The sequence below is a fragment of the Embleya sp. NPDC055664 genome (genome assembly GCF_053618075.1).
The window spans coordinates 1-22,277 of sequence record NZ_JBSHGZ010000029.1 but is presented as its reverse complement, the minus strand read 5'-3'; the positions used below and the strand labels follow the sequence as shown (position 1 = coordinate 22,277).

General features: G+C 71.1%; 21 protein-coding genes and 1 pseudogene. 19 read left to right on the top strand and 3 right to left on the bottom strand.

Features of this window, described 5'->3' with window-relative positions:
- The first annotated feature begins 256 nt into the window (after nucleotides 1–256).
- From dop to prcA, 5 genes are all read left to right on the top strand, one after another.
- Nucleotides 257–1,762 carry a depupylase/deamidase Dop gene (gene dop, locus ACWGR4_RS34450; protein ID WP_078978593.1) on the top strand — a complete coding sequence of 502 codons (1,506 nt, stop codon included), beginning with the start codon at nucleotides 257–259 and terminating at the stop codon, nucleotides 1,760–1,762.
- Between the two features lie 175 nt (nucleotides 1,763–1,937).
- A complete protein-coding gene (locus ACWGR4_RS34445; RefSeq protein ID WP_078978594.1) occupies nucleotides 1,938–2,147 on the top strand; it encodes a ubiquitin-like protein Pup in 210 nt (69 codons plus the stop codon).
- A 6-nt stretch (nucleotides 2,148–2,153) separates the two neighbouring features.
- Nucleotides 2,154–2,759 carry an endonuclease VII domain-containing protein gene (locus ACWGR4_RS34440; protein WP_452133448.1) on the top strand — a complete coding sequence of 202 codons (606 nt, stop codon included), beginning with the start codon at nucleotides 2,154–2,156 and terminating at the stop codon, nucleotides 2,757–2,759.
- The gene (prcB, locus tag ACWGR4_RS34435) at nucleotides 2,711–3,556 is read left to right on the top strand and encodes a proteasome subunit beta (protein WP_380001095.1); all 846 of its coding nucleotides are present in this window, start codon (nucleotides 2,711–2,713) and stop codon (nucleotides 3,554–3,556) included. The genes ACWGR4_RS34440 and prcB overlap by 49 nt, the downstream gene beginning before the upstream one ends.
- A 64-nt stretch (nucleotides 3,557–3,620) precedes the next feature.
- Complete coding sequence (gene prcA, locus ACWGR4_RS34430) at nucleotides 3,621–4,400, top strand: proteasome subunit alpha (RefSeq protein WP_452133449.1); 780 nt, start codon at nucleotides 3,621–3,623, stop codon at nucleotides 4,398–4,400.
- Between the two features lie 109 nt (nucleotides 4,401–4,509).
- Here prcA and ACWGR4_RS34425 read toward each other — a convergent pair whose 3' ends face one another.
- Nucleotides 4,510–5,532 (bottom strand): LacI family DNA-binding transcriptional regulator, encoded by a 1,023-nt coding sequence (locus ACWGR4_RS34425; RefSeq protein ID WP_452133450.1) that lies wholly within the window; start codon nucleotides 5,530–5,532, stop codon nucleotides 4,510–4,512.
- Nucleotides 5,533–5,721: 189 nt separating this feature from the next.
- Here ACWGR4_RS34425 and ACWGR4_RS34420 point away from each other — a divergent pair, with 189 nt between their 5' ends.
- From ACWGR4_RS34420 to ACWGR4_RS34400, 5 genes are all read left to right on the top strand, one after another.
- Complete coding sequence (locus ACWGR4_RS34420; RefSeq protein WP_452133451.1) at nucleotides 5,722–6,951, top strand: MFS transporter; 1,230 nt, start codon at nucleotides 5,722–5,724, stop codon at nucleotides 6,949–6,951.
- A 9-nt stretch (nucleotides 6,952–6,960) separates the two neighbouring features.
- Nucleotides 6,961–8,322: a Pup--protein ligase gene (pafA, locus tag ACWGR4_RS34415; RefSeq protein WP_078978599.1), complete on the top strand. Its 1,362-nt coding sequence runs from the start codon at nucleotides 6,961–6,963 to the stop codon at nucleotides 8,320–8,322.
- A gap of 99 nt (nucleotides 8,323–8,421) precedes the next feature.
- Nucleotides 8,422–9,258, top strand: a complete 837-nt coding sequence (locus ACWGR4_RS34410) for an ABC transporter ATP-binding protein (protein WP_246126500.1) — start codon at nucleotides 8,422–8,424, stop codon at nucleotides 9,256–9,258.
- Between the two features lie 179 nt (nucleotides 9,259–9,437).
- Nucleotides 9,438–10,250: an FKBP-type peptidyl-prolyl cis-trans isomerase gene (locus ACWGR4_RS34405; protein ID WP_452133452.1), complete on the top strand. Its 813-nt coding sequence runs from the start codon at nucleotides 9,438–9,440 to the stop codon at nucleotides 10,248–10,250.
- A gap of 82 nt (nucleotides 10,251–10,332) precedes the next feature.
- The gene (locus ACWGR4_RS34400) at nucleotides 10,333–10,710 is read left to right on the top strand and encodes an FKBP-type peptidyl-prolyl cis-trans isomerase (RefSeq protein WP_452133453.1); all 378 of its coding nucleotides are present in this window, start codon (nucleotides 10,333–10,335) and stop codon (nucleotides 10,708–10,710) included.
- 389 nt (nucleotides 10,711–11,099) lie between these two features.
- Here the strand turns inward: ACWGR4_RS34400 and ACWGR4_RS34395 are convergent, their stop codons facing one another.
- Nucleotides 11,100–12,185, bottom strand: a complete 1,086-nt coding sequence (locus tag ACWGR4_RS34395) for a DUF3866 family protein (protein ID WP_380001080.1) — start codon at nucleotides 12,183–12,185, stop codon at nucleotides 11,100–11,102.
- A 127-nt stretch (nucleotides 12,186–12,312) separates the two neighbouring features.
- On the opposite strand from ACWGR4_RS34395, the gene ACWGR4_RS34390 reads away from it, so the two are divergent.
- From ACWGR4_RS34390 to ACWGR4_RS34350, 9 genes are all read left to right on the top strand, one after another.
- Entirely contained in the window at nucleotides 12,313–13,296 is a 984-nt protein-coding gene (locus ACWGR4_RS34390; protein WP_452133454.1) for a helix-turn-helix transcriptional regulator, read from the top strand.
- Nucleotides 13,293–14,258 (top strand): helix-turn-helix transcriptional regulator, encoded by a 966-nt coding sequence (locus ACWGR4_RS34385; RefSeq protein ID WP_380001076.1) that lies wholly within the window; start codon nucleotides 13,293–13,295, stop codon nucleotides 14,256–14,258. Before ACWGR4_RS34390 ends, ACWGR4_RS34385 begins: the two co-directional genes overlap by 4 nt.
- A gap of 119 nt (nucleotides 14,259–14,377) precedes the next feature.
- A complete protein-coding gene (locus ACWGR4_RS34380) occupies nucleotides 14,378–14,581 on the top strand; it encodes a hypothetical protein (RefSeq protein ID WP_078978606.1) in 204 nt (67 codons plus the stop codon).
- Between the two features lie 32 nt (nucleotides 14,582–14,613).
- On the top strand, nucleotides 14,614–14,841 hold the full coding sequence (locus ACWGR4_RS34375; RefSeq protein ID WP_380001074.1) for a hypothetical protein: 228 nt from the start codon (nucleotides 14,614–14,616) through the stop codon (nucleotides 14,839–14,841).
- A gap of 129 nt (nucleotides 14,842–14,970) precedes the next feature.
- The gene (gene tatA / locus ACWGR4_RS34370) at nucleotides 14,971–15,252 is read left to right on the top strand and encodes a Sec-independent protein translocase subunit TatA (protein WP_078978608.1); all 282 of its coding nucleotides are present in this window, start codon (nucleotides 14,971–14,973) and stop codon (nucleotides 15,250–15,252) included.
- A gap of 107 nt (nucleotides 15,253–15,359) precedes the next feature.
- Nucleotides 15,360–16,238 (top strand): twin-arginine translocase subunit TatC, encoded by an 879-nt coding sequence (gene tatC / locus ACWGR4_RS34365; RefSeq protein WP_380001072.1) that lies wholly within the window; start codon nucleotides 15,360–15,362, stop codon nucleotides 16,236–16,238.
- 25 nt (nucleotides 16,239–16,263) lie between these two features.
- Nucleotides 16,264–17,151, top strand: a complete 888-nt coding sequence (locus ACWGR4_RS34360) for a YegS/Rv2252/BmrU family lipid kinase (protein ID WP_380001070.1) — start codon at nucleotides 16,264–16,266, stop codon at nucleotides 17,149–17,151.
- Between the two features lie 193 nt (nucleotides 17,152–17,344).
- Nucleotides 17,345–20,074 (top strand): DEAD/DEAH box helicase, encoded by a 2,730-nt coding sequence (locus ACWGR4_RS34355; protein WP_452134033.1) that lies wholly within the window; start codon nucleotides 17,345–17,347, stop codon nucleotides 20,072–20,074.
- A 121-nt stretch (nucleotides 20,075–20,195) separates the two neighbouring features.
- Complete coding sequence (locus tag ACWGR4_RS34350) at nucleotides 20,196–21,620, top strand: amidase (protein ID WP_452134032.1); 1,425 nt, start codon at nucleotides 20,196–20,198, stop codon at nucleotides 21,618–21,620.
- Nucleotides 21,621–21,707: 87 nt separating this feature from the next.
- On the opposite strand, the pseudogene ACWGR4_RS34345 reads toward ACWGR4_RS34350, so the two are convergent.
- A pseudogene (locus tag ACWGR4_RS34345) lies at nucleotides 21,708–22,277 on the bottom strand (hypothetical protein); the annotation flags it as partial.

Here is a 22,277-nt window from a genome sequence, read left to right as displayed (position 1 = left end):
CGCGCGCACGTCCCACTATTTTCCGCACCCGGCTCGCGCGAGTCGGCGGCGTCCACCCCCCCCCCCCCCCCCGGCTGTCCCCGCCCCCCCGCGGCCCCCGGCGCCGTGCCGGCACGACACTTCCGCACAGGGCAATAGTTCCGGCCGTATCCCCAAGGCAATCCAACGGCAATAGGCTCGGCAGCATGACCAGGGTGTACCCCGACCACGGAGAGTGTGGGACGGGTACCGGCCGGGTGAGGGACGAGGGGGTCGCATGACCGTCCGGCGTGTGATGGGCATCGAAACCGAGTACGGAATCTCCGTACCCGGACATCCGAACGCCAACGCGATGTTGACGTCTTCCCAGATCGTGAACGCGTACGCCGCAGCGATGCAGCGGGCCCGCCGGGCCCGCTGGGACTTCGAGGAGGAGAATCCGCTGCGCGACGCGCGCGGGTTCGACCTCGCGCGCGAGCTGGCCGACTCGAGCCAGCTGACCGACGAGGACGTCGGTCTGGCCAACGTGATCCTGACCAACGGCGCTCGGCTCTACGTCGACCACGCCCACCCGGAGTACAGCGCGCCCGAGACCACCAACCCGCGCGACGCGGTGATCTGGGACAAGGCCGGCGAGCGGATCATGGCCGAGGCCGCACGCCGGGCCGGCGAGCTGCCCGGCGGGCAGCAGATCCTGCTCTACAAGAACAACACCGACAACAAGGGCGCGTCCTACGGCACCCATGAGAACTACCTCATGCAGCGCGCCACGCCGTTCGCCGACATCGTCCGGCACCTGACCCCGTTCTTCGTCTCCCGGCAGGTGATCTGCGGCGCGGGCCGGGTGGGCATCGGCCAGGACGGCTCCACGCACGGCTTCCAGATCAGCCAGCGCGCGGACTACTTCGAGGTCGAGGTCGGCCTGGAGACCACGCTCAAGCGGCCGATCATCAACACCCGCGACGAACCACACGCGGACGCCGAGAAGTACCGGCGCCTGCACGTGATCATCGGCGACGCCAACCTGTCCGAGGTGTCCACCTACCTCAAGCTCGGCACCACCGCGCTGGTCCTGTCGATGATCGAGGACCGCTTCCTGGGCAACGACCTGACCGTCGACCAGCCGGTGCGCACGCTGCACGAGGTGTCCCACGACCCGACCCTCAAGCAGCTGATCACGCTGCGCAGCGGCCGGAAGCTGACCGCGATCCAGCTCCAGCTCGAATACCTCGAGTTGGCCCGGAAGTACGTCGAGAACCGGTTCGGCAAGGACGTCGACGCCGACACCACGGACGTGCTCGACCGCTGGGAGTCGGTGCTCGCCCGCCTGGAGACCGATCCGATGTCGCTGGCGCGCGAGCTGGACTGGGTGGCCAAGCTCCAACTCCTGGAGGGTTACCGGCAGCGGGACGCCCTCGACTGGGACGCGCCGAGGCTGCACCTGGTCGACCTCCAGTACGCCGACGTACGGCCCGACAAGGGGCTGTACAACAAGCTGGAGGACCGCTTCGAGCGGATCGCCGGCGAGGCCGAGGTGCAGCGCGCGGTGCATCTGCCGCCGGAGGACACCAGGGCCTACTTCCGCGGCCGGTGTCTGGAGCAGTACGCCGACGAGGTCGCGGCGGCCTCGTGGGACTCGGTGATCTTCGACGTCGCCGGTCACGACTCGCTCCAGCGGGTACCCACCCTGGAGCCGCTGCGCGGGACGAAGGCCCACGTGAAGGACCTGCTCGACCGCTGCCGCACCGCCGAGGATCTGGTCCGCGCGCTCACGGGTGGGTGACCTCGCCCGTTCGCGGGAACAAAGCGAACGGACGGATAAATCGTGTTCCGGAACACCGGGCATCCGACACTCGTTGGCACTTACACCCCCGATCCTTCGGGATCGGGGGTGTGGATCCTCCAGGGAATGGATAAGCACCGGTTCAAGGAAATGATCTCAAGGTGGGGTGAGTGACATGGCCACTAAGGACAGCGGCGGTCAACAGCGCGCGACAAAGCGCTCGGAAGAGGTCGAGGAGACCACCGCCGAAGCCCAGTCGGACGTGCAGGAACGGCACGAAAAGTTGACGGACGACGTCGACGCGGTATTGGACGAAATTGACGAGGTGCTCGAGGAGAATGCCGAGGAATTTGTGCGCGGGTTTGTGCAGAAAGGTGGGGAATAGTACCAAATGTCCGATTTGAAATCGGGCAAGGAGTGCCCTGATTGCAAGGCATGGAAGCCTGCTCAGGATTTCAGGCGCAGTGCGGGAAATCCTGACGGGCTTTCATGGTATTGCCGTGAGTGTTTCCGCAGGCGGGATGCAGATTCGTACCGTGCCCGACGGGAGCGGGCCGGATTCAAGGTGCGGCCCAAAATCGACGTGCCGGACGGGCATAAGCGCTGTCCGAAATGCGAAGAGATCAAACCGCATCCCGAATGGCATAAAAGCGCCCGGCAGTGGGATGGTTTGGCGGCGGCTTGTAAAGCCTGTCGCAAAATTGAGGGTCGTGTCGGGCATCTCAAGCGCAAGTACGGCATGACCGAGGCCGATTATCGGGCCATGGTCGCCGACCAAATGGGCGTATGTCCGATCTGTCGGTCCACCCGGCCCGAGCACGTCGATCATGATCACGAAACCGGTAGGGTCCGAGCCGTACTCTGCTTCGACTGCAATGCCGCACTGGGCATGTTCAAGGATCGACCCGACGCGTTGCGCCGGGCCGCAACCTATGTGGAAGGGATCGTGTGGAAGCCAACACTCGTGGCACCGGGCGTCTACCGGCTGCCTTCCTGACCCCCGGGTCGTCCTCGTTCGCCGAATTCCTCGACGCGTATCGGCCCGAGCTGTTGCCCGCGCGTAGGACGCCGCCGCTGCAGCCCGTGACGATCGAGGCGCCGCACGGTACGACGATCGTGACCGCGACGTTCGACGGTGGCGTGGTGATGGCCGGTGACCGGCGGGCCACGATGGGGAACCTGATCGCACAGCGGGACATCGAGAAGGTGTTCCCGGCCGACGAGTACTCGGTCGTGGGCATCGCCGGCACCGCCGGGCTCGCGGTCGAGATGGTCCGGCTGTTCCAGGTCGAACTCGAGCACTACGAGAAGATCGAGGGCACCACGCTCTCGCTGGAGGGCAAGGCCAACCGGCTGTCGCAGATGATCCGCGGCAACCTCGGCATGGCCATGCAGGGCCTCGCGGTGGTTCCGCTGTTCGCCGGCTTCGACGTGGACGGCGGGGTCGGGCGGATCTTCAGCTACGACGTCACCGGCGGCCGGTCGGAGGAGCACGGCTTCCACGCGGTCGGTTCGGGCTCGTTGTTCGCCCGGGGCGCGCTGAAGAAGCTCTACCGCTCCGGTCTGGACGCCGACGGCATCGTGCAGGTGTGCATCCAGGCGCTCTACGACGCGGCCGACGACGACTCCGCCACCGGTGGTCCCGACCTGACCCGACGGATCTACCCGGTGGTCACCCTGGTGACCGAGGACGGCATCCGGCGGCTCTCCTCCGATGAGGTCGGTGCCATCGTCCGGACCGTGGTGAACGCCCGCATGGACGCCCCCGACGGCCCGACCGCCCCGCTGACCTGACGTCGATGTCGACGACCCCACCAGCCGACCCTTCGAGACCGGCTTCGACGAAAAGGACTCCACGGTGACGACGCCCTTCTATGTGTCGCCGCAGCAGGCCATGGCGGACCGGGCCGACTATGCCCGCAAGGGCATCGCCCGGGGCCGCAGCGTGGTCGTGCTGACCTACGCGGACGGCATCCTGTTCGTGGCGGAGAACTACTCTCGCGCCCTGCACAAGATCAGTGAGATCTACGACCGCATCGCGTTCGCCGCGGTGGGCAAGTACAACGAGTTCGAGAACCTGCGGATCGGCGGCGTGCGCTACGCCGACATCCGCGGCTACTCGTACGCGCGCAACGACGTCACCGCTCGCGGCCTGGCGAACGTGTACGCGCAGACGCTGGGCACGATCTTCTCCAGCGGGGGGGAGAAGCCCTACGAGGTGGAGCTGATCGTCGCCGAGGTGGGCGCCGCGCCCGAGGACGACCAGATCTATCGGCTCACCTACGACGGTTCGGTCGCCGACGAGCACAACTACGTGGCGATGGGCGGCAACGTCGAGCAGATCACCGACCAGCTCAAGCGCCGGCACCGCGAGGGGTTGTCGCTGGAGGACGCGCTCAAGGTGGCGGTCGACGCCCTCTCGCGCGACGGTGTCGGCGAGAAGCGCTCCATCACGGCCTCGCAGCTGGAGGTCGCGACGCTGGACCGCACCAGGCCGCAGCAGCGCAAGTTCAAGCGTCTGGTGGGCGGTCAGTTGACCCGCCTGCTCGGCGAGGCCGAGCCGACCGGCGAGGCGACGGCGGAGAAGGGGGCGGCCGAGGCCGCCCCGGAGACCGCTCCCGAGGCCGGCGAGGAGTAGTCCCGCGGGTTTTCCGCTCCCGGGCGCCCCATCCGCCCGGATCCCGTCACAGGGCCCGTACACCGCCTCGGTGTGCGGGCCCTGACGCGTGTGGGCGGCGCCGGCGGGGTCAGGCCGATGTCGGGGGCGCGGTGGAGCCGCGGATCACCAGCTCGCCGGGCAGGACCACGTCGGGGCCCGCGTCGCCGGTGTCGAGCAGGTCGAGCAGCGCGCTCATGCCGCGGGTGCCCAGTTCGACGGCGGGCAGCCGGAAGGTGGTCAGTTCGGGCTCGACCACGCGCGCGTAGCGCATGTCGTCGAAGCCGGTGACGGACAGGTCGTCGGGCACGCGCAGGCCCAGTGTGCGGGCGGCCTTGTAGGCGCCGGCCGCCTGGAGGTCGTCGTCGCACACGAGCACGGTGGGTCGGATGGGCGCGGCGAGCAGGCTCAGCGCCGCCTCGCGCCCGCCGTCCAGGGTCAGCGGGGCCGATGCCTCGGCGACCACCTCGGCGGGGCCGAGCGTGGCGCGGAAGGCCGCGTCGCGGGCCTCGAACGTCCAGGTCCGCACGGTGGAGCGCAGCCGGGCCACGCGCCGGTGGCCGAGGCCGATCACGTGCCGCGCGATCGTGCGCATGCCCTCGGCGACGTCGTGGTTGACGGTCGGCAGGCCGTGTCCGGGTTCGCTGTCGAGCATGACCAGGGGCAGGTGGCCGGTGCCGGGTCCGGCGGAGCGCAGCACGTCCAGTGGTTCGGCGGCCATCGAGGAGGCGAGTACGCCGTCGATGGCGGCCGGGGAGAAGGCGTTGGGGGCCAGGTCGGCGCCGTCGAGGGTGGGGTAGACGACGACGCCGAAGTCGCGTTCGGCCGCCACTCGGGCGGCGCCGCTGTGCACGGCGCCGAAGAACGGCGAGGTGAGCACCGGTACGACGAGCATCACGGTGCGGGTGCGGCCCAGGCGCAGCGATCGCGCCGACGTGTTGGGCCGGTAGTCGAGGGCCGCGGCCGCCTCGCGCACGGTTTCGACGGTGGCGGGGGAGACCCGGCCGCGCCATTTGCCGGCGAGGACGAGGGACACGGTGGACTGCGACACGCCGGCGTGTCGGGCGACGTCCTTGCTGGTCGGGCGACCGGCGGGGGGCGGGGGCGGCGGCACGGTGACCTCGGGCGGCGGAGTCGGGGCGGGGTGGCGGGTGCTGGCGGGGCGGGGTGGCGGGGCGGGTCCAGCCTAGAACGCGCTTGCCATGCGGCCGACCGGGCGGGCACAGTGATACGGGATAGTCATACGTATGACTTCGGGATGAGCGGATGTGTCGGGTGCGGCACGGGAGGGCGGTATCCGCGGATGCGGACCTATCTGGAGCTGCTGCGCGTGCCCTACGCGGGGCGGCTGCTCGGCGGGACGCTGTTCGGGCGACTGCCCAACGGCATGGGTGCGTTGGCGGTGCTGCTGCTGGTGCGCGCGGACGGTGGCGGCTACGGCCTGGCGGGCGCGTTGTCCGCGGTGTACGGGCTGGCCAGTGCGGCGGGGCAACCGGTGCTCGGGCGGTGGATGGACCGGCGCGGGCAGACCCGGGTGCTGATCGGTTCGGCGACGGTGTCCGCGCTGGCCTACGCGGTGTTCGCGCTGGTGGGTGCCCATCCGCTCCCGGTGGCGGTGGCGGCGGTGCTGGTGGCGGGCTTCACCACGCCGCCGCTGGAGGCCGGGTTGCGGGCGTTGTGGCCCTCGGTGCTCACCCCCGAGCGGGTGCAGGCCGCCTATGCGCTGGACGCCGCCGCCCAGGAGGTGCTGTTCACCGTGGGGCCGCTGATCGTGGTGGTCGTGGTCCAGCTGGGTTCGGCGCAGCTGGCCGTGCTGCTGACCGGGTTGGTCGGCGTCGCGGGCACGCTGATCGTGGCCACCTCGCACCCGTCGCGGGTCTGGCGCGGCGAGCCGCACACGCCGCACTGGGCCGGGGCGCTGCGCTCGCCCGGTCTGCGCGTGGTGCTGCCGGCCTTCACGCTGGCCGGGGTCGCGCTGGGCGTGTTGAGCGTGGCGGCGGTGGCGTACGCCGACCGCGAGGGCTCGGACGCGCTGTCGGGGGTGTTCCTGGCGGCGATGTCGTTCGGCGCGCTTCTGGGTGGTCTCGTGCACGGGGTACGGGCCTGGCGTACCCCACCGGCCCGCCGGTTGTTGTGGTTCATGGGGTGGCTGACGGTGTGTTACCTGCCGCTGATCGTGGTGCCCGGGCCGTGGTTGATGATGCCGCTTGCGGTGTTGTCGGGGGTGTTCCTGGCGCCGGCGATCGCGTGCGTGTTCACGCTGATCGACGAGTTGGCGCCGCGCGGCACGGTGACCGAGGCGTTCGCGTGGCTGGTGGCCGCGATGGGCGCGGGCGCGGCGCTGGGCATGGCGGTGGCCGGCTGGGCCGGGGAAGTGGCCGGCGCGCGGGGTGCGTTCGCGGTTGCGGGGGTCGGTGCGGGGCTCGGATTGCTGGTATTGCTGGCCGGTCGGGGCCGGCTGATCCCAAACGTGATCCAGCTTGTGAAAACCACCGACGCGGAGTTGTCCCGGAACGGCGCGTCGTCGGCGTAATGTTGCAGCATGGACCGCCGCATCTTCGGGCTGGAGAACGAGTACGGCGTCACCTGTACGTTCCGGGGGCAGCGCAGGCTCTCCCCGGACGAGGTGGCGCGGTACCTCTTCCGCCGAGTCGTTTCGTGGGGCCGAAGCAGCAATGTCTTCCTACGCAATGGGGCCCGGCTGTATCTGGACGTGGGCAGCCACCCCGAATACGCGACGCCCGAGTGCGACTCGGTGCCGGAACTTGTCGTGCACGACAAGGCCGGTGAGCGCATTCTCGAGGGTCTTCTCGTCGACGCCGAACGGCGGCTGCACGAAGAGGGCATCGCGGGTGACGTGTATCTCTTCAAGAACAACACCGATTCCGCCGGCAACTCCTACGGTTGCCACGAGAACTATTGTGTGGCGCGGCACGGGGAATTCTCCCGGCTCGCCGACGTGCTCATCCCGTTCCTGGTGACCCGTCAGATGTTGTGCGGCGCGGGCAAGGTGCTCCAGACGCCGCGTGGTGCGGTGTACTGCGTGAGTCAGCGCGCCGAACACATTTGGGAGGGCGTCAGTTCCGCCACGACCCGTTCCCGTCCGATAATCAACACGCGCGACGAACCGCATGCCGACGCCGAGCGCTATCGGCGACTGCATGTGATCGTCGGCGACTCCAACATGGCCGAGCCCACCACGCTGCTCAAGGTCGGTTCGACCGACCTGGTGTTGCGGATGATCGAGGCCGGGATCGTCATGCGCGACCTGACCCTGGAGAACCCGATCCGGGCGATCCGTGAGGTCAGCCACGACATGACCGGCTCGCGCAAGGTGCGGCTGGCCAACGGCCGCGAGGCCAGCGCGTTGGACATCCAGCGCGAATACCTGACCAAGGCGCAGGAGTTCGCCGATCGCCGGGGCATCCGCACCGGCACGGTCGAGAAGGTGCTCGATCTGTGGGAGCGCACCCTCGAGGCGATCGACTCCGGCAATCTCGATCTGGTCGGGCGCGAGATCGACTGGGTGATCAAGTATCAGCTGATCGAGCGCTATCGGGCCAAGCACAACCTGCCCATGTCCTCGCCGCGGGTGGCGCAGATAGACCTCGCCTACCACGACATCCACCGGCGCCGAGGGCTCTACTACCTGATGGAGCGACGCGGACAGGTCGACCGGATCGGCAACGACCTGAAGATCTTCGAGGCGAAGTCGCTGCCGCCGCAGACCACTCGGGCGCGGCTGCGCGGCGAGTTCATCAAGAAGGCCCAGGAGCAGCGGCGCGACTTCACCGTCGACTGGGTGCACCTCAAGCTCAACGACCAGGCGCAGCGCACCGTGCTGTGCAAGGACCCCTTCCGGTCGGTGGACGACCGCGTGGAGAAGTTGATCGCCAGCATGTGAGCCGGGCGTCTCGACCCGCGCCGGCCGGCATGTGAGACGAGGCCGCCGCCCACCCCCTCCCGCGTCGGGAGTCGGGTGGGCGGCCGGCATGCTTGATCGATGGTCGATACACCTGCATGGGACATCGCTCCGCCCGTCTTCGAGCTCGACGGGGTGGACGTGTGGGCGCACGGGCCCGCCGGGCGCACCGACATGCTCGTCGGCGTGGACTGGACGGTTCGCGAGGGCGAGCGCTGGGCGCTGCTGGGGCACAACGGCGCGGGCAAGAGCACGATCCTGGCGTTGGCGGGCGCGTTGCGTTTTCCGGGCAACGGCGCGGTGACGGTGCTGGGCAAGCGGCTCGGCAAGGTCGACGTGCGCGAGGTCCGGGCGCAGGTGGGCGCGGTCAACGCGGCGCTGCGGGTGCCCGAATACCTGACGGTGACCGACTATGTGCTCACCGGCGCGAGCGGCACGGTGCAGCCCCTGTACGGCAAGTACGGGCCGGCCGAACACGCCCGGGCGGCGGAGTTGATCGCGCTGCTCGGTCTGGAGCGGTTGGCGCGGCGCGAGATCGCGGTGTGTTCGCAGGGTGAGCGCGGCCGGGCCCGGATCGCCCGGGCGCTGATGCCCGATCCGAGGCTGCTGCTGCTCGACGAGCCGGCCAACGCGCTGGATCTGCCCAGCCGTGAGGAACTGCTCGAGGCGATCGACTCGCTGACGCGCGAATATCCGCGGTTGACCCTGGTGATCGTGACGCACCACCTGGAGGAGTTGCCCACCGCGGTGTCCCACGCGTTGTTGCTGCGGCGCGGTGCGACGGTGGCCGCGGGGCCGGTGCGCGAGGTGATGACCGACGCCAACCTCAGCGAGTGTTTCGGGATTCCGCTGACGGTGCGCGCCGAGGACGGGCGCTGGGCGGCGCGGTTGCGCCGGCCGGGTCGCGAAGTGGCCTGAACGCGATTGTCGTCTTCACGTCGCCCTCACATCGGGACCCCATAGAGTGTCCCGGTCCTTGTCCATCTCAGCAGAGGAACATCGTGCGCCGTCTCGCTGCGCTCCTTCTGGTCCCCGCACTGGCCTTCACCGCGGTCGCGTGTGGCGATGACGACGGAGGAAAAACCGTTACACCCATCGTGACCGGTGCCTTCGGGCAGAAGCCGGACATCAAGATCCCCAAGGGGAAGTCCGGCGACAAGACGACGACCAAGATCCTCATCGAGGGCACCGGCGATGTGATCAAGAAGGACGATTACGTCGTCGCGGACACCGTCGGCAAGAACTGGGACGGCACGGACGCGGGCAACTCGTACGACACCAAGACCCCCGAGGTCTTCCAGGCGGGCAGCGCGGAGCTCCTGAAGGAGATCGGGCAGGGGATAATCGGCAAGAAGGTCGGCACCCGGATGCTCGTGGTGGTCCCGGCCAAGGTGACCCAGGAAAAGCAGGCCGTCGTGCTGATGCTGGACCTGAAGTCGACCAAGACGATCGACAGCAAGGCCGAGGCCAAGGGCGCCGCGGTGACCCCGCCGGCCGGTCTGCCGGTGGCGAAGGTCGAGTCGGGCAAGGCCGCGGAGATCTCCATCCCGCCGGGCACCGCCGCGCCGACCAAGCTGGTCGTGCAGCCGCTGATCGAGGGCACCGGCCCGGTGGTCCAGAAGGGCCAGACGCTGGTGGCGCAGTACACCGGCGCGCTCTTCGACAAGGGCACCAAGTTCGACTCGTCGTGGGACCACAACGGCGCGACCGCGTTCAAGATCGGTGTCGGCCAGGTCGTGCCCGGGTGGGACGAGGGTCTGGTGGGCCAGAAGGTCGGCAGCCGCCTCCTGCTGGTGCTGCCCGCGGACAAGGGCTACGGCGCCGAGGGCAAGCCGCCGACAATCCCGGCCAACTCGACGTTGGTGTTCGTCGTGGACATCGTCGACGCGCTGGGCGGTACGGCCGCCTGACGGTCGGTGTGGTGGTCGGACCGGGCGGGTCGCCCGGTACGTTGGACGCGCATTCAGTACTCGAACGGATACGGATACCGCTGTGAGCAAGCTTACGAAGCCCGAGATCGACTTCCCCGAGGGCGGCGTGCCCGCCGACCTGGAGATCACCGAGATCTGGGAGGGCGACGGCGCGGTGGCCCAGGCGGGCCAGGACGTCAGCGTGCACTACGTCGGCGTGTCGTTCTCCTCCGGCGAGGAGTTCGACGCGTCCTGGAACCGTGGCCGGCCGCTGGACTTCCGGCTCGGTGTCGGTCAGGTCATCGAGGGCTGGGACCGCGGCGTGCAGGGGATGAAGGTCGGGGGTCGGCGCAAGCTGGTCATTCCGGCGCACCTGGCGTACGGGGACCGCGGAGCGCCGGGGGCGATCGCGCCGGGCGAGACGCTGATCTTCGTGGTGGACCTGCTGGGCGTGCGCTAGCCGCACTCGTCGACGGCCCCGGTTCGCGCACGCTGCGCGGATCGGGGCCGTTTGCGTTCCTGGCCGGCGGGCGGCGGGTCCTCATGCGCTCGGCGGTTGGGTGTCGGCCGGCCTGCGGCCCGCTGTCCTCAAGCGCCGGGCGGGCTGGGGTTGGGCTGCCTGGTCTCGACGCCGGGCGGGCTGGGTGTTGGCCGGCCCGGGGCCTGCTGTTTTTAAGCGCCGGGCGGGCTGGGGGTTGGCCGGCCGGCCCGTTGTTCTCATGCGCCGGGCGGGCTGGGAGTGGGGCCGGCTGTTCTTGGCGCTGGGCTGGTGGTGTTCTTGGCCGGCCTGCTGTTCTCAAGCCGCCGGGCGGGCTGGATGTGCCGGTCGGACTGGGTGTGTTGGTTGGGTCAGGTGGGGAGTTGGGTTGCGGCCCAGTGGCCGGCTGCGGCTGCGGCCAGGAAGTAGGCGTGGTCGGCTTCCAGAGGGCGGCCCATGGTGGATAGGGGGGCCGGGCTGGTTTGTAGGGCTTCGTTCAGGGCTTCCGTGGGTTCCATGTGGATGCGGTGGCGGGCTTGTAGTGGGGTGATGTCGGCTGCCACCTGTGTCGCCAGGGGCTCGGGGAGGATCGGGACGATCACGTCTGCCGCGGCCAGGGCTACTCGGCCGTATGCGGTGAGGCTGTGGTGGGAGACGCCGCGGTGGCGTTCGCGGCCGTCGGCGTCGGAGATGCGCAGCGACGCGACCGGGCGCCCGCCGAGCGTGGCGATCGCGTTGATCGCCTCGCCCGCCGCGACTCCGGAGAAGCCCCACCGGGTGCCCGTGCCCAGGTTGCCCGGGCCCTGCGCGACGATCGCCACGTCGGCGTGTTCGACATGGCGCGCGGCCAGCAGGCCGGTGTGCAGGGTGACCGCCTCCAGGTCGCCGCCCAGCGCCTGGCCGACGGTGATCGAGGCGGCCAGCCATCCGTGCGTGCGCAGCGTGTCGACGGTCATCGAGAACCACAGCGGCAGTGTGCCGCCGTCGGTCATCACGTACACCACGCGCGCGTCCGGGCGCGCGGCGCGGATCCCGGCGCAGATCGCGGGCAGCGCCGAGTGCAGGTCGGCGACCACCACCGGCATGCCGTCGAGCGAGTCGGCCGCGCTCAGCGTGGCGTGGTGCGGCGAGTCCTGCTCGTCGACGCCGAGCACCACCGCCTGCATCGGGGTGTAGCGGGCCTTGACCACATGCCCCGGCCCGGGCGGCGGGTCCGCGGGCAGCCGCTCGGGCAGCGCCACCACCAGCGCGTAGCCGCCGGTGCCCAGGCCCATGTCCTGCGCGGTGGTGTTGAGCAGCACCGTGTCGCCGACCTCGGGGGTGCCGGTCAGGTGTGGGTAGGCGATCGCGCGCAACGTGCGGGCGGGCTCGGGTTCGGGCACCGCCACCGTCACCTCCACGGCCCCGCGCCAGGCCCGTCGGATCGCCGTCACTTCGCCGCGTCGCCAGGTGATCACGGTCCGAGAGCCTAACGGCGCCGGCCTGCGGCGGGCGAACTCGGGGGGCAGATCGGCGGCCGGGACCAACCCGCGCGCCGAACGCGGTACGGTCGGGGCTGCGCCGTGTGGGAGGGACTGGGATCTGATGGCGATTCCGAAGCAGGAGCGGTTGGTGAGTCTGGTCATGTGCCTGCTCGCCGCCCGTCGCTACGTCACCAAGGAAGAGTTGCGGCAGTCGATCGAGTCGTATCGGCTGTGCACGTCCGACGAAGCCTTCGACCGCATGTTCGAGCGGGACAAGGACGACGTACGCGAGCTCGGCTTCATCGTCGAGACCGGTGCCAACGACCCGCTGATCGAGTCGGCCGACGGCTACCGCATCCGTCCCGAGGCGAACACGCTGCCCCCGGTGGAGCTGGACCCGGAGGAGGCCGCGGCGCTCGCCCTGGCCGCCGGCGCCTGGCAGCAGTCCGCGCTGGCCGGCGCCGCCACCGGCGCGCTGTACAAGCTCAAGGCCGCAGGCGTGGAGATCGACTCGGCCCCGCTGACCAGCGTCGAGCCCAGGGTCACCGCCCGCGAGCCGGCGTTCGGTCCGCTCCTGGACGCGCTGCGCACCCGCAGGCCGATCCAGTTCGCCTACCGCCGCTCGGGCGCCGCGGAGGTCACCGCGCGGGTGGTCGAGCCGTGGGGGATGAGCTGCTGGCGCGGCCGCTGGTACCTGGTCGGCTTCGCCCGCGACCGGGGCGAGCAGCGGGTGTTCCGGCTGGATCGGATCGCCGACAAGCCCAAGCCGAAGCCGCTGAAGGAGCCGTTCTCGGCCGAGGTGCCGGCGAAGGTGGACGTGCGCGCCCAGGTCGCGCGCTTCGCCGGCGAGGGCGGCGAGGGCATCGCCCGGATCCGGGTGCGCGCCGGCGCGGGGTTCCCGCTGCGGGCGCGCGCGAGCGCGGTGCGTCCGGCCGGCGAGGGCTGGGACGAGCTGGAGATGAGTCACGGACACGGACTGCACCACTGGCTCGCCGAGTTCGGCCCCGATGTGGTCGTGCTGGAGCCGCCCCACCTGCGCGACGCCGTGGTCGCGCAACTGCGCGAGGCCGCCCACGGGGCGACGGGACAGGTGAAGGTCGGATGAGCAACGCGATCGACGACACCCGACGGTTGTTGTCCCTGGTGGCCTACCTGCGCGAGCGCCCGGGCACCCAACTCGACGACGTGGCGCGCGCCTTCGGTCTGCCGGTGACCCAGGTCGAGGCGGACCTGGGCACCCTGCACATGTGCGGTACCAGCTTCATGGCCGACGACCTGCTGGAGCCGCACGTCGACTTCGAGGGCCGGGTCTTCCTGGACAACGCCGACGCCCCGGTGCGCCCGGTGCGCCTGGCCCCGCACGAGGCGTTGGCGCTGCTTGTGGCGCTGCGCGCGCTGGCCGGGCTGTCCGGGCTGCGCGAGCGGGACAAGGTGGCGCTGGGCCGGGTGACCGCCAAGCTGGAGGACGCGGCCGGCGAGGCGGCGCGCGCCGCCGAGGGAGTGACCGTCGAGTTCGAGGGCGACGACGCGGCCCAGGAGTCGGCGTTCGCCACGATGGACCGCGCGGTGAGCGAGAAGCGCCGGTTGCGGCTGCGCTACTACGTGCCGCGCCGGGACGAGATCACCGAGCGCGAGGTGGACCCGATCCGGCTGGTCCTGGTCGACGGACACACCTACCTGGTGGCGTGGTGTCGCCAGGCCGAGGGGCGTCGGTTGTTCCGGCTCGACCGGGTCGCCGAGGCGGTGCTGCTGGACGAGGCGTCCGAGCCGCAGCCGATCGAACCGCTCGACCTGGCCGACGGTTTCGCGCCGACCGCCGCCGACGGCATCGAGGTGGTGCTCGAACTGGGGCCCGGCGGGCGCTGGGTCACCGAGTACTACCGCTACGACAAGGTCGAGGAGTTGGCCGACGGCGGTCTGCGGCTGACCCTGCGCACGCCCGACCCCGCCGGGATCCGGCGGCTGGCGTTGCGCCTGGGCGGACACGGCAGGGTGATCTCCCCGCCGGAGCTGGTCGACGATGTACGACGCACCGCGTCGGCTGCGCTCGCGGCCTACGCGGACTAGACCGAGCGGCCGGGTCCGCGGGCGACTGTCCAAAAACGGCACACGCCCCGGGATCCGGCCCGCCGGCACCTCCCGGTACCACCGACGACAACCTTCCCGACCTTGCGAGGAGGCCCACGGTGTCGACGTTCACGGCGCGCTGCCCGGTATGCGGACGGGTGGAGCTGACGGCGGATCAGCTACGGCTGGTGCTGCGACCGAACAAGTCCTTCTACCTCTTCCGCTGCCCCACCTGCGCGGACTCGGTGCGCCGCCCGGCCGGTGAGCGGATCGTCGAACTGCTCACCGACGGCGGGGTGTCGTCCATGCAGGTGGCACGCTGAACGGGGCCTTCGCGGGCTGTTAGGGTCGCCGCATGTTGCCGTGGGTCCTGCTCTTCCTCGTGCTCGTGCTCGTCGGACTCGGCGTCCTCGCCTGGTTCGCCGTGCGGTTGTTCGGTGACGTTCGCCGCTTGGGTGGAACCGTCGCCGACGCCGCCGACCGGTTGTCCCGGGCGGCGGCCGAGTTGGACGCGGCGGGCCGCCCCACGGCGCGAGAAGACGTCGTTCCGCACCCGCGGTCCGCGTCCGCGCACCGGCATTGATTCGCCCGCGTGACCCCTGGGGGTTACGCCCGGTGCAGTTGTTCGCCACCATTGCGTTGCACGTGCGTCATCCGCACCGGCGTACGATCGAACCCGTAACCCCCCGGCCCCGGCAATGAGGTACTGACTATGTTTGGCAAGCTCGGTTGGCCCGAGATCATCCTGATCCTGGTTGTCGTCGTGCTGTTGTTCGGCGCCAAGCGTCTGCCGGACACGGCGCGGGCGCTGGGTCGCTCGCTGCGCATCCTCAAGAGCGAGACCAAGGCGATGAAGGAGGACGGGGCGGCCGAGGCTCCCGCGTCCGACAAGAGTGCCAAGACCACCGAGGCGCCGCCGCGCACCATCTCGGCCGCTCCGGGCGACGTGAACGAGGCGCGGCCGGTCGGCGAGCCCGACCACAACCGTCGCTGAGTCCGTACGCGCCTGTTTAGGAGTCGGCCCTCGAGGTGCTTGACAAGGCAGGGCGAGGACGCAGGTCCGGCCCGAAACAGAAGAAGATCAAGGACGCCGAGGGGCGCATGCCTCTCATGGAGCACTTGCGCGAATTGCGCAATCGCCTCGTCAAGGCGCTCCTGGCCATCATCGTCGTGACCATCGTCGCCGCGATCTACTACAAGGAGATCGGCGCGTTCCTGGTCAAACCCGTCTGCGGGTTGACCACGATCAAGGGCACCGGCGCCACCCAGTGCGGCAACGGTGCCCTGGTGCAGACCGGCGTACTCTCGCCGTTCTCCACCGCGTTGAAGATCTCGCTGGCCACCGGTGTGGTGGTCGCCGCGCCGGTGTGGTTGTACCAGCTGTGGGCGTTCCTCGCCCCCGGTCTGCACAAGAACGAGAAGAAGTACACGCTGGCCTTCGTCGGCGTGGGTTTCCCGCTGTTCGCGGGCGGCGCCTACTTCGCGTACTGGGTCCTGCCGCACGCGCTCGAGGTGCTCACCGACTTCACCCTCGAGGACGCCAGCACCCAGATCCAGGTGGACGACTACCTCAGCTTCGTGCTGCGGATGATCGTCGTCTTCGGTGTCGCGTGCGAGCTGCCACTGGTGTTGATCATGCTCAACATAGGCGGCGTGGTCACCGCTCGGCAGTTGGCGAGCTGGTGGCGCTGGGTCGTGATGGGCATCTTCGTCTTCGGCGCGGTGGCCACCCCCACCACCGACCCGGTGACGATGGTCCTGCTGTCCATCCCGATCACGATCCTGTACGGGCTCGCGCTGATCGTCGCGTTCGTCAACGACCGTCGGCGCGGCAAACGCCGTGCCGAGGTGTTCGGCGCGGACCTCGACGACGACGAGGCGTCCGTGCTCGACACCTCCGTCACCCCGGTGGATACGCCGAACCGGGTGGACGAGCGCGAGGCGGTCGACCCGGTCGGCAGGGTGGACGACATCACCTGAGTCCGGTGGGCTACTCTCGCGCCTTGTGTCTCGGGAGATCGCAATATTCGTCAACCCCACCGCGGGCCGCGGGCGTGGCCTCAAGGCCGCGTCGATCGCCGCCGACCTGCTGCGCGACCGGGGGCTGACGCCGCACCAGGTGTCCGCTCCCGGCGCCGCGGAGGGCATCGCCCGGCTGCGCTCGGTGGTCCGCACGGGTGTGGACGCGGTGGTCGCGGTCGGCGGCGACGGCACGGTCGCCGCCGCGCTGCAGGCGGTCGCCGGCACGCCGACGCCGCTGGGCGTGATACCAATCGGCTCCGGCAACGACTTCGCCCGCGCGCTGGGCCTGCCGCTGGGCGACGTGGCCGCGGCGGCCCGCGTGGTGGCGGATCGGCACATCCGCCCGGTGGACCTGGGCCGGGTCGGCGAGCGCTGGTTCGGCACGATCCTGTGCACCGGCTTCGACTCGCGGGTCAACGAGCGGGCCAACCGGATGACCTGGGCGGGCGGGCGGACCCGCTACAACGCCGCGCTGCTGGGCGAACTCGGCGCGCTGAAGGCGATCGACTACGAGCTGGAACTGGACGGCAAGCCGTTCGAGGTCGAGGCGACGCTGATAGCAGTCGGCAACGGTCGCTCGTACGGCGGCGGCATGCGGATGTGCCCGGGCGCCGACCTCGCCGACGGGCTGTTCGACATAACGGTGGTGGCCGCCTGCGGGCGGGCCGAGCTGTTGCGGGTGTTCCCCAAGGTCTACGGCGGGCGGCACGTGAGCCACCCGCTGGTCACCGTGCACCGGGCCGCCACCGTGTCGCTGACCGCGCGCGGGCTCAGCGGCTGGGCCGACGGGGAGCGCCTGGGCGCGCTGCCGCTGACCGCGGACTGCGTGCCGGCCGCGGTCCGGGCGCTGGTCCCCGCGCCGGCCGGCTGAGGCGTACGGCGGTGCTCGCCGCGCCGCCCGGCCGTGCCGGGCGGCGCGGATCGCTCGGGTGTGCCGCGGTCGCTTGTTCGACCCGCCGGTCGGCAAGATCGAAAAAAGGTGATCACAGCCGTCGGTCCCGGCCGGTAGTCTGCTTGACGAGATGCCTCTCGATCCCGCACGCGGCACGGACCGCGATACCCAGATGTCCCCGGCCGAGCGCTACGCGGCCGCCCGGCGCCGTGCCGCGGACGAACGCACGAGTCTGCACGCGTTCCGCGAGCAGTACCCCTTCGGTCTCGACTCCTTCCAGGTCGAGGCCTGTCGCGCCCTGGAGGCCGGCAAGGGGGTCCTGGTCGCCGCGCCCACCGGTTCGGGCAAGACCGTGGTCGGCGAGTTCGCCGTGCACCTGGCCCTGGAACAGGGCCGCAAGTGCTTCTACACCACACCGATCAAGGCGCTGTCGAACCAGAAGTTCGCCGACTTCCAAAAGCTCTACGGCGCGGCCAACGTGGGCCTGCTCACCGGCGACAACTCGGTCAACTCCGACGCCCCGGTGATCGTGATGACCACCGAGGTCCTGCGCAACATGCTCTACGCGTCCTCGAACGCGCTCGCGGGCCTGGGCTACGTGGTCATGGACGAGGTGCACTACCTCTCCGACCGCTTCCGCGGCGCGGTGTGGGAGGAGGTGATCATCCATCTCCCCGAATCGGTCACCCTGGTCTCGCTCTCGGCGACGGTCAGCAACGCCGAGGAGTTCGGCGACTGGCTGGGCACCGTGCGCGGCGACACCGAGGTCGTGGTCTCCGAGCACCGCCCGGTGCCGCTGTGGCAGCACGTGATCGCGGGCAACCGCACCTACGACCTGTTCACCGACGAGAACCACACCGAGGTCAACCCCGAGCTGGTGCGCCTGGGGCGGATGGACAGCGAGCGGGCCGGGCGCCCGCAGGACCGCTACCGGCGCAACCGCGGCCAGGAGGCCCGACCGGTGCGCAGCCGGATCTGGACGCCCAGCCGCGCCGAGGTGATCGACCGGCTCGACGCCGAGGGCCTGCTGCCCGCGATCACCTTCATCTTCAGCCGCAAGGGCTGCGAGGCCGCGGTCCAGCAGTGCCTGCACGCGGGTCTGCGGCTCAACGGCGACGCGGAGCGGGCCGAGGTGCGCACGATCGTCGAGGCGCGCACCACCGGCATCCCCGACGAGGACCGGCACGTCCTGGGCTACCACTCCTGGCTCGACGCGCTCCAGCGCGGCATCGCCGCACACCACGCGGGCATGTTGCCGACCTTCAAGGAGGTCGTCGAGGAGTTGTTCGTCAAGGGCCTGGTCAAGGCGGTCTTCGCGACCGAGACGCTGGCCCTGGGGATCAACATGCCCGCCCGCTCGGTGGTGCTGGAGAAGCTGGTCAAGTGGAACGGCGAGACGCACGCCGACCTGACCGCGGGCGAGTACACCCAGCTCACCGGCCGCGCCGGGCGACGCGGCATCGACATCGAGGGCCACGCGGTGGTGTTGTGGCACCAGGGCTTCGACGCGGCCCACCTGGCCGGCCTGGCGGGCACCCGCACGTATCCGCTGCGGTCCTCCTTCAAGCCGTCCTACAACATGGCGGTCAACCTGGTCGGCCAGGTCGGCCGGCACCGCTCGCGCGAGCTGTTGGAGACCTCGTTCGCGCAGTTCCAGGCCGACCGCTCGGTGGTCGGCCTGACCCGCCAGGTGCAGCGCAACGAGGAGGGGTTGGCCGGCTACCGCGAGGCGATGACCTGCCACCTCGGCGACTTCGCCGAATACGGGAGTTTGCGGCGCGCGCTCAAGGACCGCGAGACGGAGCTGGCCCGCGAGGGCGCCGTCCAGCGCCGGGCCGCGGCCGCCGCGTCGCTGGAGAAGCTCAGGTCGGGCGACATCATCATGGTGCCCACCGGCAAGTACGCGGGTCTGGCCGTGGTCCTGGACCCCGGCACCGACCAGGGCCCGGAGGGGCCGCGCCCGTTCGTGCTCACCGTGGACCGCCAGGCGCGCCGGCTGGCCGGGATCGACTTCCCCGTGCCGGTCGAGGCGATCGACCGACTGCGCATCCCGCGCTCGTTCAACGCGCGCAATCCGCAGTCCCGCCGCGACCTGGCGTCCTCGCTGCGCACCAAGGCCGGCCACGTGGACCACCCCCGGGGGCGCAAGCAGCGCTCGCCGGCCGCCGCCGACGCCGAGCTGGCCCGGCTGCGCCAGGCGATCCGGCAACACCCGTGCCACGGCTGCGACGACCGCGAGGAGCACGCGCGCTGGGCCGAGCGCTACCACCGGCTGCTGCGCGACACGCAGGTGATCGAGAGCCGGATGAAGGGCCGCACGCACACCATCGCGCGCACCTTCGACCGGGTCTGCGCGATGCTCACCGACCTGGGCTATCTGGCGGGCGACACGGTCACCGAGGACGGGCGCCGGCTGGCCCGGATCTACGCCGAGCTGGACCTGCTGACCGCGGAGTGCCTGCGCGAGGGCCTGTGGGAGGAGTTGTCCCCGGCGGAGCTGGCCGCGTGCGCGTCCGCGCTGGTGTACGAGTCGCGGCAGCCCGACGACGCGATGTCGCCGAAGGTGCCTGCCGGGACGACGACGTCGGCGCTGGTCGACATGGTCCGGCTGTGGGGCCACCTCGACGCACTGGAGGGGCAGCACCACCTCGACTTCCTGCGCGAGCCGGACCTGGGCTTCGCCTGGACCGCGTACTCGTGGGCGTCGGGGATGAGCCTGGACGCGGTGCTCGGCGACGCCGACCTGCCGGCCGGCGACTTCGTCCGCTGGATCAAGCAACTGGTCGACGTACTCGGCCAGATCGCCGCCGCCGCGCCCGACGACAGCAAGGTCGGCGGCACCGCCCGCAAGGCGATCGAGGGGCTGCGCCGCGGCGTGGTCGCCTACTCCTCGGTCGGCTGAGCGGGCGGCGGCCCGCCGGACGCGCCGGATTGTGCCGATCCGCCGAGCAGCCACACGGCGAGTCGGTACGGTCGCGTACGGTGCGGGGCGAACGTGTTTCCCCAGCCCAGGAGGTCCCACCGTGCGGATCGACGAGTATCAGTCCCATGACGCCACCGGACTCGCGGGCCTGATCGCCCGCGGGGAGGTGAGCGCGGACGAGGTGCTCGACGTCGCCTTCGCCGCGATCAAGGAGCGCGAACCAGCCCTGGGCGCGGTGGTCGCGCTGTGCGAGGAGCAGGCCCGCTCCGCCGTCGCGGGTCTGTTGCCCGGCGTGTTGGCCGGGGTGCCGTACCTGATCAAGGACCTCGAGTGCGACGTGGCCGGCACACCCACCACCAACGGCTCGCGCCTGTTCGCGGGCGCGCCGGCGAAGCGGGACAGCACCCTGGTCACCCGGTTGCGGGTGGCGGGTGTGCTGATCGTGGGCAAGACCAACACCCCCGAGTTCGGCCTGGGCACCACCACCGAGTCGGCCCTGTTCGGTCCCGCGCACAACCCCTGGCGGCTCGATCACAGCGCCGGCGGCTCCAGCGGCGGCTCGGCGGCGGCGGTCGCGGCGGGCATGGTGCCGGTCGCGCACGCCACCGACGGGGGCGGCTCGATCCGGATCCCGGCCTCGTGCTGCGGGTTGTTCGGTCTCAAGCCGAGCCGGGGCCGGGTCACCGCCGGGCCCGACCGCGGCGAGTCCTGGGCCGGGCTCTCGGTGGCGCACGCGGTCACCCGCACGGTCCGTGACAGCGCGACGCTGCTCGATGTCACCGGCACCCCGGAGCCGGGCGACCCCTACCACGCGCCGCAGCCGGTGGGCCCGTACGCCGCCGAGGTGGGCGCGGACCCGGGGCGCTTGCGGATCGGGCTGATCCTGAACCCCGTGGACGCCGACGTGCTCGTGGACGCCGAGTGCACCCGGGCCGCGCAGGAGGCGGCGGCGCTGTGCGAGGCGCTGGGGCACGACGTGGAGCCGGTCGAATGGCCGGACACGCTGACCCGGCCCGGCGAGGTGATCGCGCCGATCAGCGCCGCACACATGGCGCGCATGGTGGACCTGCGACTGGCCGAGCTGGGGCGCGAGTTGCGGCCCGGCGATCTGGACGCGGCGACCGAGCTGATCGTGGACAAGGGCCGGCGACTGACGCTGGCGCGCTATCTGGCCGCGGTGGACACGATGCACACCATCGGGCGGGCGGTGACCCGGCTGACCGGGCGCTTCGACGTGCTGCTCACCCCGACGATGGCGGTGGTGCCGCCGAAGCTGGGCGAGTTGGACCCCAACCGGGATCCGCGGGCGGCGCTGGCGGGGATGCGCGGCATGGCGGCGTTCACCAGCCTGTTCAACGTCACCGGGCAGCCGGCCATGTCGGTGCCGCTGGGCGGTACGGCCGACGGGATGCCGGTGGGCGTGCAGTTCGCGGGCCGCTACGGCGACGAGACGACACTGCTGCGCCTCGCCGGGCAGTTGGAGGCGGCGGCGCCGTGGGCGGGTACGGCGCGCCCTCCGCGCTAGGTGTATTCACCCGCCGGCCGCGTCACCAACCTCACGGGTGAATACACCTAGTGGTCGCCGGCTCGGCGCCGGTTCGGGGTGTGCCTCTCAGCGTCGGCACAGGGTGTAGTGCGAGCCGTTCTTGCCCTTGATCTCGGTGCACTCGGCGGTGGAGCCGGCCGGCATCAGCGCCACGGCCAGGGCGCTGGGCACGGTGATGGTCGGGTTCTCGCACCACTTGCCGGCGCGGTTGTCGCACCGGAAGCCGACCTTGTCGTCGTCGACCCGGAACTCCTTGTTGTTCGCCACCAGCGTCGGCCCGGAGCGGGTGGGCTTGACGGTCGGGGCGGGCCGGGTCGGCGGGCGGGTGGTGGGCGCCGGGCGCGGCGAGGCGGCCGGCGGGGTCGGCTCGGGTGACTCCACCTCGGCCGGCTTGGGCGGCGAGGGTTGCGGGGGCTGGGTCTCGGCGGGGGGCGGGGCGGGCGGCAGTGGGGCCGGCGCGGAGGCGGCGACCGGCGGGGAGGGGTGTTTCGGCTTGGGTTTGTCGGTGTCCACCAGGGCGAACGCGGCGACCGCGACGGCGACCACCACCCCGCCCGCGATCAGCGACGAGCGGCCGGCCGTCTGCCCGCCCTGGGCCGCGCCCTTGACCGCGGCGGTGCCCACGCCCGCCCCCTG